The organism is Xanthomonas sp. WHRI 10207 (genome assembly GCF_040202975.1).
Classification (GTDB): Bacteria; Pseudomonadota; Gammaproteobacteria; order Xanthomonadales; family Xanthomonadaceae; genus Xanthomonas.
Map to the genome: position 1 here is coordinate 331631 of NZ_JBEGDX010000005.1, position 16444 is coordinate 348074.

The following is a 16444-nucleotide window of genomic DNA, read 5'->3' on the forward strand; positions in this document are numbered from 1 at the left end:
CAAAACGGCGGGCATTGCTGCCCGCCGCCAATCGCTGCGTATTACATCTGCGGCAGTCGTTACTGCACGCAGGTCGCCACGGTGTTCTGTACCGAGGTACGGAACGCAGCGACGCCATCGAGGTAGGCAAAGCCGGCTGGTAATGCCGGACGCGTGGTGGTGTTGTAGAAGATACCGAACAGATCCTTCACTGCCTGCACGTGCGCGGCGCTGCCATTGCCGCTGGTATAGCCGGCAACGTAGGTGATGGCCGCGATCGGGTACGCATTGGTGATCGATGCGGCCGGGTTGACTAGGCGGACGCAATTCTTGACGGCCTGCGTTCCGGTACCCGGCGCTGCGTTGACGGTGGCACCGTCCAGCACGCGACCACTCAGCAGGGCCGCCGCTGCCAGCGACACCGGGGTTCCGTTCTGGCCAAACAGCGCCGGATCGAATCCGTTGACCTTGGCGTACTTGGCAGACTGCAGCAGCACTTCGCCAATGTCGGCATACCCCAGCGCATTGGTGTTGGTCGTTGCGCGCACCGCGGTGACCACACCGTTGTTGCCACTGGCGCCGATACCGCGCGAGCCGTACACCGTGCTCACACCGCCCGGTAGTGCCGAGTTAAAGGTCTGGTTGGGGGTGAAGACAAAGCCCGACGGCACATTGGCCGTGCCATTACAGGTACGCGCCAGATAGCTGGTGAAGGCGAAGCTGGTGCCGCTGCCATCGGTACGGTAGACGATCTTGATCGGGCCGGTTGCGCCGCTGCCGGAGACCAGCGACCAGTCACTGACCTGGCCGGAATATATCTGGCAGACCTGTGCGGAGGTCAACGCCAGCGCGGTGGTGGCGGTGCTCTGCGACAACGCGATGGCACCGGCGATGGTCGGAATCTGCACCACGCCGACGCGTGCTGCGGCATTGCTGCCGCTCAGAAATGCCTGGTAGTCGGCGGTGCTGTACGGTGCATCGGTGCCGATGAAATCCGGCGTGGCGGTGGCTGCGCTCAGGCCAGCGGGGGCGACGCTGAAATCGTTACACGCTTGGTTGGCAGCGACGGTACCTGCAAGCGTGTTCTTGCCCGTGCCGCTACCGGTCTGGCAGTACGACACCTTGTTGCTGTTGGCGCCCGCGCTGAACGTGGCGAAGATCGAGCCTGCGCTGATCCCGGCAACGGTGCTGCTGCCGCCAGCGGTGTTGCCGGCATTGGTGGACAGACGCGCATCGGGGTTCGGCGTCAGGTAGGCATTGCCCACATAAGGCTGCGCCGGGAAGGTCGCGCCGCCACCGTACAGATTTTCGGCAGCCATGGCGGGGGTCGCCAGGACAACAAGAGCGGCCGCGACGGCGGTGGCGAGCGAAACGGGGGACACAATGGAAGTGCGCACTGCTTTTCTCCTTCATTGGAAAACAGCGGATCGGATGGGTTTATCCGTGCGAATTGAATGCGATTAACTATCGCAAACCCAGGCTGCGCTTCTTGCATTATGGTTGCGCGACAAAATTAAATTTCTTTTGTGACTTCGGTTAATTGCGACACGTTGCAACATTCATGTTTCGACCGCATACGGATTTACGCGGGAATGTCAGATTTACTGCATTCGCACGGGGCAATATCTCCATTCGATGACGAGCGCAAGCGCTGGCAGCATCACGGAGTTTTCCGGCAATTGGCATCGTTTTCGGGGCAGTCACCGAATCCCACCACCTGGACGGTGATGATCGATGGCGTGTCGGTGACAGTTGCCGGACGCTTGGCGACCTCGCTGGCGGCATCAGCCACTGCAGAGGCTGCATTGGATGCACTGCTGAGCGCACTGGTATTGACGCTGCGCGTACTGCCAACCCCGACCGCATCGCCCTGGACCTGGATATTGTCGGCATTGGCAACGAACTGCGAGGCCACCACCAGATTACCGGCGGCGCGAATACCTGCATCACCCGCGTCGACGGTGCCGCGCGGCGCAACCAGCACGGCGTTTCCACGCGGATCGCCGGGATTGAGTTGCAGCGTGGCGATGCCGGCACCGCTCACCTGTCCACTGGCGTCCAGCATGCAGAACTGGTCCTGGTCGCACAGATAGCGGGCGCGAGCGCGCTCGGCACTGGTCTTGCTTCCCTTGCCGGCGTTGATGTCGCCGTTGGAGCTCCACACGGTCAGGTTGCCGCCACGCTGGGTGAAGATTCGGCTCTGCGCGAGCAACACGTTGGCATCGGTAAACAGGCCGATCTCCCCCTGGCCGACGGCCAGAATGCCTTGTTGCGCCGGGCCGATCAGCACATTGCCTTGTCCATCGACCACGCTCGGCGGGGCCAGCACGCTACCGATCTGCAGATCGCCGCCTGGGCCGAGCACACGGATGTCGCCGCCGCGTTCGGTCTGCAAGGTCGAACCACGCATGTCCAACGCACCGGTGCGCACGCGCTCACTGGCACCGTTGGCGCCGCCTTCCAGGTTGTTGCGCGTGTAGCCCAGGCTGGCGGGGAACAGCAGATCGATCGCGGCATAGCCGCGTGCGTACTTCTGGAAATCGGCACTGGCGGGATTGGCGTAGCCTTCGCCCACCTGTTTAAGCACGTCCAGAAAAACGCGCTCGGTCAGCAGCCTGCGGGTGCTGGCCGGCAACCGGTTGAAGGTCTGCCAGGCATCTGTTGCGGTTGCGGTCGCCGCCGCGGCCGTGTCGGTGTTGGCCTGCAACGCGGGGGATGGCTCGGTTCCGACACTGTCAGCCGAATGCAGGCGACTGAACGCGAGCAACCATTGCTGATACGTGGCGTTGCTATGTGCGCTGGACGGGTCCAGGTATTGCGTGGCGAAGGCATCGGCTTGTTCGCCATTGGCAATGCCGTAGCGCACCACCAGGTCCGCGCCTTCGCTGGGCAATCCGGTGTTGCTGCGGTTGCCGGTAGTACGGATGCCGCCGGCATTGCGGTCGTTGAGCAATGCAGCGCTCAGCGCCTCGTTGGCCGAGGTGAGCGGACCAAGGTTGCGCCCGGCCTGTACCTCGAAGGTACCCGGGCCTGCCAGCTCCATCCAGCCCCAGCGCACCGCCTCGGTACTGGTGCTTTGATTGGCACCGCCCTGCACCGGGGTGTAGTAAATATCGCGTCCCGCTTGCACGCGGGTTATATCGCTCAGCCGGTAGTTTTGTGCACGCAAATCCAGATTGACGATATCGCCGCCGGCGCGCAGATCGGCGGGTTTGGGCAGCTTGATGGTCAGCGGATTGACCATGAAGCCGTCTACCGCGTAGCCGCCGACCAGATCGCCATCGCGGCTGTACAGGCGCACCGGCTGGGTGTCTTGGCGATGCAGGTTGAGTTTGTCGGTTGCCGCTGCAGCACTGTCGTCGCCGGCATAGGCGCCGGTTTCATCCAGCATCGCCAGTTCGAACTTGCGCCTGCCGCCGCTCAAGGTGTCGTCGAACAAGCGGATATCGTCCTGCGCCAGGATCTCCAGTTGCCCCTGCGCGGACGGATACAGCCGGCCGCTGGTTTCGATCTGGATGGCGCCACCATGCGCGTTTGCATACAGCTGTGCGGGCAGAACGCTGTCGAATACGCTGTCGGTGAGGATGGCGCTGTCGGTGCCGCGACTCGGGTCGCGTTGCCCGTTGAAGAACAGCACGCCAGGCAATTTGAGCGTTCCCAATCGCACATCGCCATTGAGTGCATCGATCCCGACCGAGGAGTTCTGGCCGTAGTCGGTGGTCGCACGCGCGCTAGCGCCCAACAGCGGACCGATGCTGCCGGTGGCAGTGAGATAGGCGGGATTGACGATGGCGCCAAGCGCGACATCGCCACCGGCGTGCACGGCCCATTGGCCGTCCTGCACTGCCAGCACCGGGTCGACCGCGCTGCTCACGGTACGTGGGGTGCCATTGATATCGAAGCCTTGCGCGCTCAGGGCAAACGCGCTGCCCAGACTGCCGCCGGCGCTCAGGTTGCCTTGTCCACGTGCGACGAAGTAATCGCCGCCCAGCACATCGCGCCCGGCTTGGACATCGAGATCACCGCCGCCGTACGTCTGCCGGCCATCGGCCACCAGCTGGTAACTGGTCGGCAGGGAGACCGACAGTTCGCGGATATCGCGACCGGCTTGCACCGCCACGTCGCCACCGCTGGCCAGCACCCCCTGAGCGAAGCCACCATAGTTGATGAGCCCGGCGCGTGGGGTGGTGCCATCGGTGTCCAGCGGATTACCCACTTGCAACCAGGGCCACCAGTACTGACCGACATAACTGCCGGTCACTCCGGTTCTGCTGCCGTCGCGATCGTAAATCTGGCGGTTGCCCACAATATCGCGCCCGGCCTGCAGCTGGATGTTGCCAGCAGCGTCGGCGTTGGCCTGCGCGCTGACGATCTGATCGGCCGCGCTGCCGTCATTACGCACAACCCGAACATCGGTGCCGATCTCGCCATCGCCAGCGGGCCGGCCGGCGGTGTAGATGCTGGCCGGTGCATCGGCATCGGCAAAACGCAGATCGCGTGCGGCGGCGATCTGGATGCTGCCGGTTCCGGTACGCACTACGGTGGGAAGCAGCAGGTCTTTCAGGCCGTCTTCCTGGTAGCGCTGGTGACCATCCAGCACCACGTCCGCAGTGCTGTCGGCGCGCAGCGCATCGGGACGAATGCCGGAAAAATCTGCGCCGGCGATGAGGCGGTAACTGCTGCTGTCGCCACCGATCAGGCTGGTGGTCGCCATCGGCAGCGGATTGTTGGCGTTGGCCTGCAGGGACGGCGTGTTCTGGGTGGCCGCCGGAAGCAGCGCTCCCAGCACTGGCAGCGCTGGTGCGGTGAAAGTGGGCAATGCGAACTCACCTAGCGCGTTGTAGAACGCAGCCAGATCCAGCACGTAGCGCTCGTAATTGCTGAGGTATTGCGGGTAATCGGCGGGCGAGCTCGGCGCCGGTGGCGCCACCGGCTGACCGGGATAGTCCTGCACCGGGTAGCCCAGTTCGGGCGCGTAGTTGGCGATGAAACCGCCCAACAACGTGTCGTAGGGCGGGAAGGTGCCTGCCCATTCCGGCTGCGATTTCTGCAGCATGGCCAGTAACTGCATGTACTGGCCGTAGTACTGCAGGGCCTGTTCCTGGTCGCCACCCAGGCTGGACGGCGGCGCGGGAACCAGGCCGTCCAGGGTGGCGAACAGCTGGTCCTGCCCGAACGCGAGCACCGCCTGATAGCCGGAGTTCGCCGTGGGATAGCTGGCCTGCGGCCCGCCACCGCCAAAGGGGTTGCTGAGTTGATAGAACCCGTCGCTGAGGCTGGCCTTGACGATCACGGCCGATTCGGCGCGCAGGCTGACCGTGGGTGCGTTGCCGTTGTAGCGGAAATCCAGTTGATTGCGGTTGGCGCCGGCGCCCAGGTTCCAGTTGCTCAGCACGCGGATTTCGCCGCCGTTGAGGGTAGGGTCGGGGTTACGCAGTTCGATACCCGGGCGGGCGTGCAGATTCGGCACATTCGCCAGACGCTGCTCGAACGTAAAGCCGGGGCGCTGCACAAATCCCATCAAGGTGCCGGGGGTGCGCGCCGCATCGTCGGCATAGCCATAGAACTGCCGATGCGCGAGATTGGCGTTGTCGGGGGTAAAAAGATAACGGCTCAGGTAATCGGCGATCTGTTCCGGCGTGCTCGGCGCCACTGCGATCGGCGTGCCGGTCATGTCCGACCAACTGCCTGCCACCAGGCTGCCTTGTGCGTCGTACCAGCCGGCCGGGTCGACGATGCCATCGAAATGCTTGGCCGTATCGGTGCTGGCGTCGGTGGTGCTCCACACCGCATACGCTTCAAGATCCACGCTACGCGCGCCGCGGATGCTGGCGCCATCGGCGACGGTGACGTTGACCTCGTCATCGTTCAACAGCGGCGTGCGGATCTGCACATCGCCACCGGACAGGCCACCGGCACTGCCGCCGGAGACATCCAGCACGGCAGCGGCACCGATGGCGATGGTGCCCGCCGCTGCGGCCTGCACGTTCTGATAGCCGAACTCTGGATTCAACGAGCCATCCGCCACGCCGCTGCTGCCGAGCTGGATGCTGCCGCCGCGTTTGTCGGCGGCACTGCCACGCGCCAACAGCTGGCCGTCGATGGCAACGCCGTGGCGTCCCCACAAAGCGATGCTGCCGCCTTGTATCCCGGAGGCATCGATGCGGCCGTCGATGCGCAGATTGCCATTGTCCGCATCGCGGCCGGCGACGGACGCGCCGCCATCGGCGGTGAGGCTGATGCTGTCCGCACGCAAGCTGCGATCGGCCGACAGCCACAGATTGCCGCTGCGCGCATGTACGTCGATGGCGCCATCGAAACCGCCTGCGGCCAGTTGCGCGGCCAACGGATCCAGCGCGACCGGGCTGCCCGAATCCAGCACGAAACGCCCGCCGCGCCCCTGTGCGGCGGTGCCGTCGATGCGGCCGGGCAGGGTGACGCTGCCTTGCGCCGCTATCAGCGTCAGCGTGCCGGCGTCGGCCTGTGCTGGGGCGCTCACGTCGAGCCGGGTGGAAGCATCGGCAGACACATCGCCATGCGTGGCAGCGAGCGTGATGCTGCCGCCGGGCGTGGCGTGTACGCGGTCGAAGAACGTGTCCACAACGCCGGCCGCGTCCAGGGATGCGCCATCGTGCAGGCGCACTGCACCCTGGCTGCTGCGCAGCTGGATCGCCCCGGAGTTAGCGCGGATCAGCGCGGTGCTGTCGACACTGCCGCCTTGCAAGGTGATCCGGCCGCCCAGCGGGCGGGCGGTGTCGCTGCTGCCTTCACTGCGCGCGAGCCGTAGTGCGCCGGTGGTGATCAAGGCATGGTCGGCACCGGCGTCGGCCAGCAGCAACGGCGCGCGCAGGTCGACATCCACGGCGCCGAAATCGAATTCGCCACGGTCGCGCACCACCACCTGCTGGGTGGCCTCGATCGCGACCGCTGCAAAACCGGCCAGTTGCTTGTCGCCGCCTGCAAACGCCACCTCGCGCCCTTGCAGTCGCAGCAGACCGCTGCCTGCGACCACGCCGGCAGGATCGGCTGCAGCGCCCAGGTTGGACAGGGTCAGCCGATCGACCTGCAGGCTGACCGAGCGACCATCGCCGATGAAGCGACCGGCGCTGAGAGTGAGGGCGTTGTCCACGCGCAGGTCCAGGCCACCAGCAAACGTCATGTCGCCATAGCTGTGCAGGCTGATCTGCCTGGCCTGCCCGAACTGGGCCAGGCTGGCCAGACCGAATACCAGCCCATCGGCATCGCTGCTGACCGCTTGTGTATCCAGGCGCACCCGGCCGGCGCTGGCATCGATCTGCTCGCCGCGCAGCACGGCGCCCGCAGCAATGGCGCTGGCGCCGGTGGAATCCAGCGTGAGCGCCGCACCACCCTCCAGGCGTGCTCCATCGCCGATCTGCAGCAGCGCCTTCGACTGCGCGGCATCGGGCACATTGGCGCGCTGCAGCGCAACGGGACCCACGCCGGACAGGCGCAGCAGCGCACCGTCGCCGCTCTCTCCAGACGCCTCGCCCAGCAACAGCGGTGTGGCGACCCGCGCGTCACTGCCGGCCTGCGCCTGCAGCACGCTACCGGCATCGATGTAGACGCCGCTGCCGCTGCTGTCGCCGCCAGCGGCCAGCAACAGCTCCGGTGCGCGCAACGCGGTATCGGCAGTGTTGCTGACCCGCACACGTTGCGATGTCACGTGCACGCGCGTGCCCGCCGTGGTCTGCTCGCGCACGCCGCCCAGCAACAGGCTGCCGGCGTTCAGCGCATTGAGCGCGCCGGCGTCGATCCCCACGTAGCCATCGCTGGCAACCTGCCCGCTACCAAGCACCTGCAGCGCACGTGCGGCAATGTCCACCTGCGCGGCGCTGCCGCCGTTGGCAGCCGCGGTGGAGAGCGTGGCGCCCAGGCCGAGCCGCTGCGTGGCTGCCAGAATCAGCTGCCCACCATCGCGCGGCAATTGGGCTGCCGCTTGCTGGCTGAGGCTGGCCTGCGCATCGAAGAAGGCGGTGGCACGGGTGCTGGTGTACTCCGAATACCGGCCCCAGGTCGCTGCCGACTGCACCTCGAACAAGTGCGCGCGCGCATTGCGCGTGCCGCTCAAGGTGTCGACGAAATGACCGGCCACCACGGCGGTGCCGTCGGGTGCCAGCAGGTTCTGCGCCGCCGTGGCATCGCTGCTGTCGGGCCGCATCACCACCCGGAAGGCGCCGGGCAGGGTGGCGTACCGGGCCGGCAGCAGGGTGTAGGTGCCGCTGGCCAGGCCAGGCACACCGTCCAGGTACACCGCACTGCCGGGTGCGGGTGCGCCCTCCAGGCGTTCGAACGGCGCATCGCTGGCGGCCAGCAGCGATTGCGGGCCGGGCACGATGGCATACACGCGGCGTCCATCGGGGTACAACGGCACCTGCGTGGCCGCGCCGCTGGCATAGCTAGTGTTGCTGGAGGCCAGCAGATCGCGACTGCCGCCGGTGCCTGGCACCCACTCGCTGGCCAGCAGATCGCCGCCGCCAGACAGGTCCACGCGCGCGCCGGGGGCCAAGGCCACCGCGTCGCCCGCAAGACGGATCTGTTTCTGTGGCGGGGCGGTCAGCGCAGCCGAGGTGCCTTGCACGGTGCCGTCGTAGCGCCACTGGCTGCCATCCACGGTGGTGCCATACGGCAACACCGCGCCTTCCAACGACACCGAGGTCAGGCTGCCGGGCTCCAGGCGAACCTCGCGCGTGGGCGTGGTGGCGCGGGTGCCGAAGACGGCATCGGCCGCGCTGTCTTCGGCGGCCTGGACGCCGAGAATCAGCCGGCCGTTGGGTGCGCGCAGGCGGCCCTCCTGCACGATGGTGGTGGCGTCCATGGCCAGCGTAGCGCCGGCCGACAACGGCAGCGCCGGCACATCGCCGATTGCTTGCAGATGGATCTGGGTGTCGGCGCGGGTGCCGCTGGCATCCACCGCGCCCAGGGCACGCACCAGGAAGGTTTCGCCGCTACCCGGATACACCTGCGCGGCGCGCAAGGTCAGATTGCCGGAGGTCAGCAGGTCGCCGGCACGCGGGGTGGCAACGCCGGTGGCGTTCTGCGCATAGGCGTAGGCCACCGGGGTGTGGAAGCGCAGCGCCCCACTGCTGGACAGCAGCGTATTGCCAATCCCGTCGAGCGTGAACTGGCCGCCCACATCGATCTGCTGCGCCTGCACCGCCAGGGTGGTATCGCTACCGGCACGCGGCTGCGCCAGCGTGATTTCGCCGGCGCGCTGCAGGCGGTAGCCAGACAGGCCCACGTAGGCAGCGCCAAGATCGACCCGGCTGCTGTTGGCCAGTGACGAGAAGTCGGTTGCATCGCTGCGCAACAGCGCATAGGACGGCGCGTTGAACAGCAGCGCCCGCGACAGCTGCAACGACACATCGCCGGCAAACCCGACCGGCACCAGCGGCCGCGCTTCGGTAGGTGCCAGGTCGCCAACCTGCAAGGTGTCGATGCCGGCGCCGGTGAGACGGTCGGCGGCGAAGTACAGCGGGCCCGGCGTGGCGGTTGCCAATGGCAGCGGCGCACCGGGTTGTGCGCCTTGCGGCAGGCGGCTGCCGTGCTGGGTGAAGATCACCCCGCTGGGTCCGGGCAGCAGCAGCCCGTTACCGGATTGCAGCTGCAGCGGCAGCAGCGACAAGCTGCCGTCGCGTTGTTGCGACGTGCCGCCGGCAGCCTGGATGCGTCCGTCGAAGAACAGGCCGGTGGCGGCGGCCAATGCCAACTGGCCGCCCGCACTGCCCACCGTCTGCGCCTGCAGCGGGTCGCCTGCGCCAATCAGCGGGCTGCCGCTAGGTAGGTCCAGCGTGGCGGCGGCGCCGCGCAGATCCAGTTGGGCGCCAGCAGCGACGACAACCGCGCCGCTGTCGTTGCTGAGCGTGATGCTGCCACCATCGAGCACGCGGCCGCTGCGTGGCTGCACCAGCCCGCGCGCGCCAGGCCGCCATGCCGCCTGCGGGTCGAGCACCGCGACGCCGGACACATCCAGACGGCTGCTTTCGCCAAGCCAGACCGATTTGCCCGGCAGTGCGTAGGCCTGGCCTTCGTCGATATCCGGCGGTGCGGACAATCCCGAACTGGCCGAGGTGTCGCCGGAGAGCAGGATGTGGCCGCCCTGGGTCTGGATGCCGCCGAGCACCGTGACCTGGCCGCGCCCACCCAGCCGAACCGTCGCACCCGGGTCCAGCAGCAGCTGTGCGTCGCGCTCCATCCGCACCTGCCCGGTGCCGTCATCCAGCGTGGGATTGCCAGCGACACGGCCCAGATAATCGCCACCACGCAACGCGAAATCGGTGCTGGGACGATAGAACGGATCCAGCTGACCCAGCGAGACGTAGCCATTGCCGCCGGCCTGCGCGGCACCGGCGAACACCGCGCTGTCGCTGGGCGCCGTGGGCAGTGTCTGCAGGTTCGCAAGCAGGCTGCGCTGGCTCACCCGCACCTGGCTGCCGGCGGCGATGCGGGCATCGTGCTCGGCGGCCAGATCGTAGCGACCAAAGCTGCCTTGCTCGAAGAATCCCGCATCCAGGTGCAGCACTCGCGGATCGGACGGCGCCTGGCCACCGATCTGCACACCGAACGCACGCAGGCTCAGGGTGCCGCCACCGGCAAAACTGTCTGCGCGCAGGCTGGCCGGATCGAACTGCAGCCGGCCGGCATTGTCGGCGCGCTGCAGGTCGGCGGTGTAGGTGGGCGAACCTGCGTTCTCGCCGGCCGGGCGTTGATAGGTTCGCAACGCGATGTCGCCGCCGTGTCCAAGCGGGCGGCCACCGCTGAGCGGCAGGCTGCCATCCGGTGCGACATAGCCGCCGCCGGATGCATCCAGCACCGCGCCGGGTGCGATCAGCAGCGAGGCACTGACGTCGCGTCCGGTCGCCGAACCCGCATCGCCGATGGCCTGCTGCAGCGCGTCTAGCGTGATGCTGCCGGCATCGATAAATGCGCGGCCCTGCGGTTCCAGCGTGAGCCGGCGATCGTCGTTGACCCAACGTCCGCTCACGTCCAGGCGCGCGCCAGCGCCCAGCAGCAGGTCGCCGCGCTCCTGCGCGTCCACTGCATCCGGCCGCCAGTCCTGCGGCTTGACCAGCCCGCCACTGCTTTGCAGCGCAATGGTGCCGGCTCGCGCAATCAGCGCACCATCCACTTCGACACGCTGCGCCTGCAACGCAATGCGTCCGCCATCGCTTACCTGCAACTGCGCATCCGCATCCACTGCAATCACCGGCGCATTGCCGATCGCCACGCCGTGCAGGCCGCTGTCCTTGAGCATGCTGCTGGACAGCTGCGACCAGAACAGCGGGTTGTCGCGTTGTTGGGCATTGCCCTGGCTGCCGGGCAACGTCGAGGTTTGCGTGCCGATCTGCAGACCCTGCGGCATCTGCACGGCGGCGTCGACGATCTGCCAGCTGCGTGGGTCGCGCGGCGCATCGCCAGACTGCCCCAGCGTGGTGTTGTACAAGGCCGCATCGCTGTTGATACCGAGCGTGCCGCCCTGCGGCATTGCACCGCTGGCGCGTTGATACCGCCCAGACACCGCGTGCGCCGAGATCTCGCCGGCCAGCACCGCCACGCCGGAGGTGCCCAGTGGCCGCCCGAGCGCGATATTCAACGCACCGCCATTGCCGCCCTGCAGATACTCGCTTTCGTAAAAACGGCGCGTCCCCAGCAGCGGATTGCCGAACTGTTCGCTCACGCCCCAGCGGGTGTGTTCGACCGTTTGCGATCCGGCGATGCCCAGATACTGCCGTGTGGGATCGGCGCTGGCCAGATCGTACAGGCGTCCATCGGCACCCAGCAGGCGTGCTGTTTCCACCATGCCGCCTTCGGTACGCAGATAACCGCCATCCAGCTGCACCTGCGCACGCGGGGCGATCACCAGATCGCGTGCCACGATGTTGACGGTGCCGCCATCGAGCAGGAGTTCATCGATGCTGCGCGGCACCTGGTCCACATACCCTTGTGCATTGAGCAGCGGGCTACCGACCCACGCCTGGCCATCGCTGCGAACACCGGTTGCACGCCGATCGAACTGCAGCGACTGGCGGAACAGCACGCCGTCGCGTTGCAGCGGCGCATCGGCCAATTCGTTCAAGCCCACGCGCGGGATGCGCACCAGATTGTCCTGCATGGCCTGCTGCACGTTGGCGATACCGGAGACATCGACCCGCGCACCGCCGTCGATCAGCAGGCGGTTGGTGAGGGCAGTGCGGCCACGCAGTTGCGCATCGCTGCTCTCGGCGGCCAGGCTGACCATGTCCACGGTGCCACCGGGCGCGAACGTCAGCGATTGCGGCTGCAGATGCATCTGTGCGCCGGCCAGCACCATGCGCGGGCCGACAAACGCCAGGTCCGAGGCGGCGCTGGAGGTGGTGGTTTCGCCATCGTGTTCGGGCAGTGTCGCGGTGACCGAACCGGGCGCCAGCACCAGCGAACCGCCCTTGTAACCGGCCAGGCTGTCGCCGAGTTGATTGTCCTGACTGAGCGCCAGCAGCATCACGCTGCCGGGGCGACTGATGCTGGTGGTGGCCTGCACCAGACCGCGTTGCTGCACCGAGTAACCGACCAGGGTGGCATTCCCGCGCGTCGCCGACACGATGCCGCTGTTGTCCAACTGACCAATGCCCGAAAGATCGTTGCCGATCGGCGACAGAAAATTGCCAAAGCCCAGCGGCGCGCTTGTCCCGCTGCTGCCGAGCAGTTGTTGCAACTCCTGCGATTGCCGCAGGCCCAGCACCGCAGCCAGCAACGCCTGGCCGTCCTGCACGGTGACGCTGCCGGCATTGCTGACATTGGGCGCGGCGATCACGGTGTAGCCCTGGCTGCCAGTGGCAAGACGGGCACCGGCTTCGATGCGGATATCGCCCGGCATGCGGTCGGCGGCGGCCTCGCTACCTGTCAACACCACTCCGGTCTGGCCGGTGGGACCAAACAGGCCGCGATTGATGAACGTCTGGTCGCTGAGGGCACGGTTGGGGTCGAACAGATCCAGCGACGACACCAGCAACGAATGCGCATTGACCTGGCTGCCGGCACCGAACAACACGCCGTTGCGGTTGAGCAGATACACCTGACCCTGCGCCTGGATGCTGCCAAGGATGCTGCTCGGCGCTGCGCCCGGATCATTGACCCGATTCAGGGCGATCCACTGCGCGGCTTCGCTGCCACCGGCCGACTGGTCGAAGCGCAACTGCGTGCGGCTGCCGACATTGAAGGTTTCCCAATTGAGGATGGCCTTCTTCTGGGTCTGGGTCACGGTCACCTGGGTAGTGCCATCGCTGACCTGTTGCGTCGGTGCCCTGGCGCCCAGCCAAACGTTGCGCTGGCCCAGCCGTGGGTCGCTCGCCAGCACCGTGCCGGGATCGATCTGCACGTTGTCCGGCACCTGCAAGCCACCGCGTACCAGCCCGTCGGGAACCGCTGCCTGCGCTGCAGCTGCCGCAGCACGCGCCGCAGCCTGCGTGGCGTCCAGGGCCTGGCGCGCTTGCGCGGCGCGTTGAAACGCCTGCAACGATTTCTGTGCCAGCGTCCCCGCTGCGGCGGCCTGCACGCCCTGCTGTTGCGCCGCCTGCGCGGCCTGCACGGACGGGTCGGCGCCACGTCGCACGAACGGGCTGGATTGTGCATGCGCCTGATCGAACAGCGCCGTCGAGATCGCCGCGCTCAACAGGAACACGCGCAGGGGACGGGAGCGACGTTTGCGGGTCATGACGAATCCTTGAAAGCGCGCGTGTCAGCGCACTGGCGCGAAGAGAGTGGGATAGCGTGGTGGCGCGGGGCGCTGCGGCTGCGCGGACCTGCCGTAGGCCTGCCCGAGCCGCTGACGCAGTGCAGCCGGAGTGGGCTGGCCGAGGTGAATCGGCGACCCTGTCGCCGGTGTGACCGCTGCCTGGGGCGCGCCGGTTGCACGCGCCGTCGTCTCACGCAGCAGCTGATTCAGGCACGACAGACGGCCGGTGCTGGTCTGCCCGATCTGCACTTCCACACAAGGCGCTGCCTGCGAATCGGGATTTGGCATAACGGCTGCTTGCGATGCAGCGGCAGCCGGAGCGGCCGCGATCACCGTCATCAACACAACGCTGATCCACAGGGAAGGCGTCATGGCGCAGCGGTCGTTGGCGCTGTTTGCAGGGCACCACCATCCAGGCAGCTGCGCAGCTGCGCGTAGCGCGCATCGATCGTGGATTGCAGGGCATGCACCCGGTTTTCATGCGCCACCCGCGACATACCAAACAGCTCGCGCCCGCGTCCCCGCACAAACCGCACGAACGCCGGGTCGCGATACAGCACCGCCAGTTCCTGCGCACTGGCGTAGAGCGCATCGCCCTCTGCGTTGCAGCGGCTTAGCCGCTCGCGCGTCTGCGTGCGTTCGGCCAGCAATGCCTGTTGTTGCTGGTGTTGCTGTTGCGCCAGCGCCTGCTGCTGTGCGGCACTGGTCTGTGCACGCTGCGCGCGTTCGGCGGCCAGGGCCTGTCGTTGCTGTTCCAGCTCACGATGCAGCGCCGCCAGGCGCACGCCGTTTTCCGCTGGCGCTGCCGCCGGGGTAGGCCGCTGCGCGGCGTCGCGCTCACGCTGTGCCGCGGCGGTGGCCAATTGCTGTTGCGCCAGATCGGCTTCTACCTGGCGCAGCCTGGCGCTGGTTTGACGCAAGGCATCGCGCAGACGCGTTTCGGTCTGTGCCTGCGCCCACGCAGGCAGCGCTCCAACCCACAGCACCGTACCGACCAGCAGAAGCAGCCATGCGCGCATGCTCAAAACTCCGCGCTCAGGTCCAGCTGCAACACATCCACCGCGTACGGCGGGCCGGAGATTTCATTGGCACTGAGCCAGCGCAACGACAGCCAGGTATTGCGGGCCAGGCCGTAGGCGCCGCCCAGGATCATGCCGCGCGCATTGGTGCCGCCCATGTGGAAGTCCGAGTCGGCGAATGCATCGGGCACTGCATCCGATTCGAGATAGCGATAACCGATCGACGCATTCCATTGCCCGGCCTCAGTCACGCGTGGCTGGCCGACCAGCAGATTGAGCAGATAACCGTGGTCGCCGCCGTCGAAGGCGCCACCATTGCCAAGGTTGTTGACCGGGCCCAGCGAGCGCACGCGCTCTGCGTTGTAGCGAGTGTTCTTGACCAGATCCGCTTCGATCAGCAGCTTGACCGGATCGAATTGCGCCAATTCAAGCTGCGCGTGCAGATTGGCAATGCCGAACTTGCTGGCGTAACCGTAGTACTGCAGCTGCGGGCCGGCCGGATTGGCCGGATCGGCGACGATGTTGCGAATGGGCACCAGCGTATTGCCGAACTGCTGAAACTGCGGGCGCGAGCCGTCCGTATCGCAGTTGTCATTGGCGGTGGGTGCAAGGCAGGCACCGGAGCGCTTGCCCTCGAACTGGTCGTACTGGAAATAGCTGAAGGCCATGCGCAGTGCGATGTCGTCGTGCATGCGCCACTGCGCGCCCAGTTCGGCGCCATAGAGCCACTTGTCGCGGCTGCGGGTCTTGAGCGTGTTGGTCGAGCCGAAATCCAGGTCGGTGTTGTACACCGGGAACACGCCTGCACTGACATACGGTGCGAAGTCATTTTGTGGCGCAAACGCGTAGCGGCCGGCGATGCCATCGAAGTTGATGTCTTCGTCGAACACCAGCTCGCTGCTCCAGAACGGATTGGCAAAGCGCCCGAACGACAGGTCGAGATCGCGCATGGGCTGCAGAACCAACGCCGCACGGTCCAGCCAGATCGGCTCCTTGGCCAGGTTGCCGCCGCCGCCCAGGGTCTGGTTGGTCGACACCGGGCCGCGATCGGCACCGGTGACCAGGCGGATATCGCCGGTGATCCAGTCGGCGATCTGCGCTTGCACGCCGAGCCGCGCACGGATGCGCATGCGGCTGCGATTGCGTGAGGTATTGAGAAACGGCGCGTTGCCGGTGCCGACTACATCGAAGCCGTTGCCCGCATTGATCTCGGTGAAGTCGGGGAAGAACCCGTAGTTGTCGTCGGGATAAAAAATGCCTTCACCGCGCAGACGCAGATCGCCATACAGGCGCAGGCGCTGGGTCCATTCCGGCAATGCGCCCGGTGTGGCCCAACCTTCGCGCTTGGCCTGCGCAGTCACTTCACTGCGCAGCTCGTCCTTGATCTGCGCGCGCACCGGTTCGGGCACATACGGCACCACGATCGCGCCCGGCTGGGTCTGGTACGGCACGCCGGCCGGCGGCGGCGTGACATCGGCCGTCATCGAGGTGGCCGCCTCCTGGATCAACGCATCGGCCTGGTCGCGTGTCATCACGCCCTTGGCCACCAGCAGATCGATCAGGCGCAGCGTCACCTGCGGGCTGATGCGCGCAGGATCCACCGCGCTGGCGCCTTGCGCCATGCACACGCCGGGAGCGGCGATCATCGCGAGCAGACACAACGCAAGGCGGGTAACGCGACGTGGCGGGAACGGGGCAGTCATGCACGAGCTTCCTG

The 16444-nt window shown here is 66.8% G+C and carries 5 protein-coding genes; all 5 read right to left on the minus strand.

Annotated elements, in window-relative coordinates; all coding sequences use genetic code 11:
- Positions 1 to 59: 59 nt before the first annotated feature.
- Positions 60 to 1298: a PstS family phosphate ABC transporter substrate-binding protein gene (locus ABQU90_RS17555; protein ID WP_323522925.1), complete on the minus strand. Its 1239-nt coding sequence runs from the start codon at positions 1296 to 1298 to the stop codon at positions 60 to 62.
- A gap of 341 nt (positions 1299 to 1639) precedes the next feature.
- Positions 1640 to 13687, minus strand: coding sequence for a filamentous hemagglutinin family protein (locus ABQU90_RS17560; RefSeq protein WP_323522924.1), 12048 nt, complete (start codon positions 13685 to 13687; stop codon positions 1640 to 1642).
- A 24-nt stretch (positions 13688 to 13711) separates the two neighbouring features.
- On the minus strand, positions 13712 to 14080 hold the full coding sequence (locus tag ABQU90_RS17565; RefSeq protein ID WP_115553825.1) for a hypothetical protein: 369 nt from the start codon (positions 14078 to 14080) through the stop codon (positions 13712 to 13714).
- Positions 14077 to 14727 carry a hypothetical protein gene (locus tag ABQU90_RS17570; protein WP_323522923.1) on the minus strand — a complete coding sequence of 217 codons (651 nt, stop codon included), beginning with the start codon at positions 14725 to 14727 and terminating at the stop codon, positions 14077 to 14079. Before ABQU90_RS17570 ends, ABQU90_RS17565 begins: the two co-directional genes overlap by 4 nt.
- A 2-nt stretch (positions 14728 to 14729) precedes the next feature.
- Entirely contained in the window at positions 14730 to 16430 is a 1701-nt protein-coding gene (locus tag ABQU90_RS17575; RefSeq protein ID WP_323522921.1) for a putative porin, read from the minus strand.
- Positions 16431 to 16444: the final 14 nt, after the last annotated feature.

Bases quoted from the DNA above. Each gene is read 5' to 3' on its own strand.
- ABQU90_RS17565 (WP_115553825.1), bottom strand. From the start codon at position 14,080: ATGACGCCTTCCCTGTGGATCAGCGTTGTGTTGATGACGGTGATCGCG.
- ABQU90_RS17575 (WP_323522921.1), bottom strand. From the start codon at position 16,430: ATGACTGCCCCGTTCCCGCCACGTCGCGTTACCCGCCTTGCGTTGTGT.
- ABQU90_RS17560 (WP_323522924.1), bottom strand. From the start codon at position 13,687: ATGACCCGCAAACGTCGCTCCCGTCCCCTGCGCGTGTTCCTGTTGAGC.
- ABQU90_RS17555 (WP_323522925.1), bottom strand. From the start codon at position 1,298: ATGGCTGCCGAAAATCTGTACGGTGGCGGCGCGACCTTCCCGGCGCAG.
- ABQU90_RS17570 (WP_323522923.1), bottom strand. From the start codon at position 14,727: ATGCGCGCATGGCTGCTTCTGCTGGTCGGTACGGTGCTGTGGGTTGGA.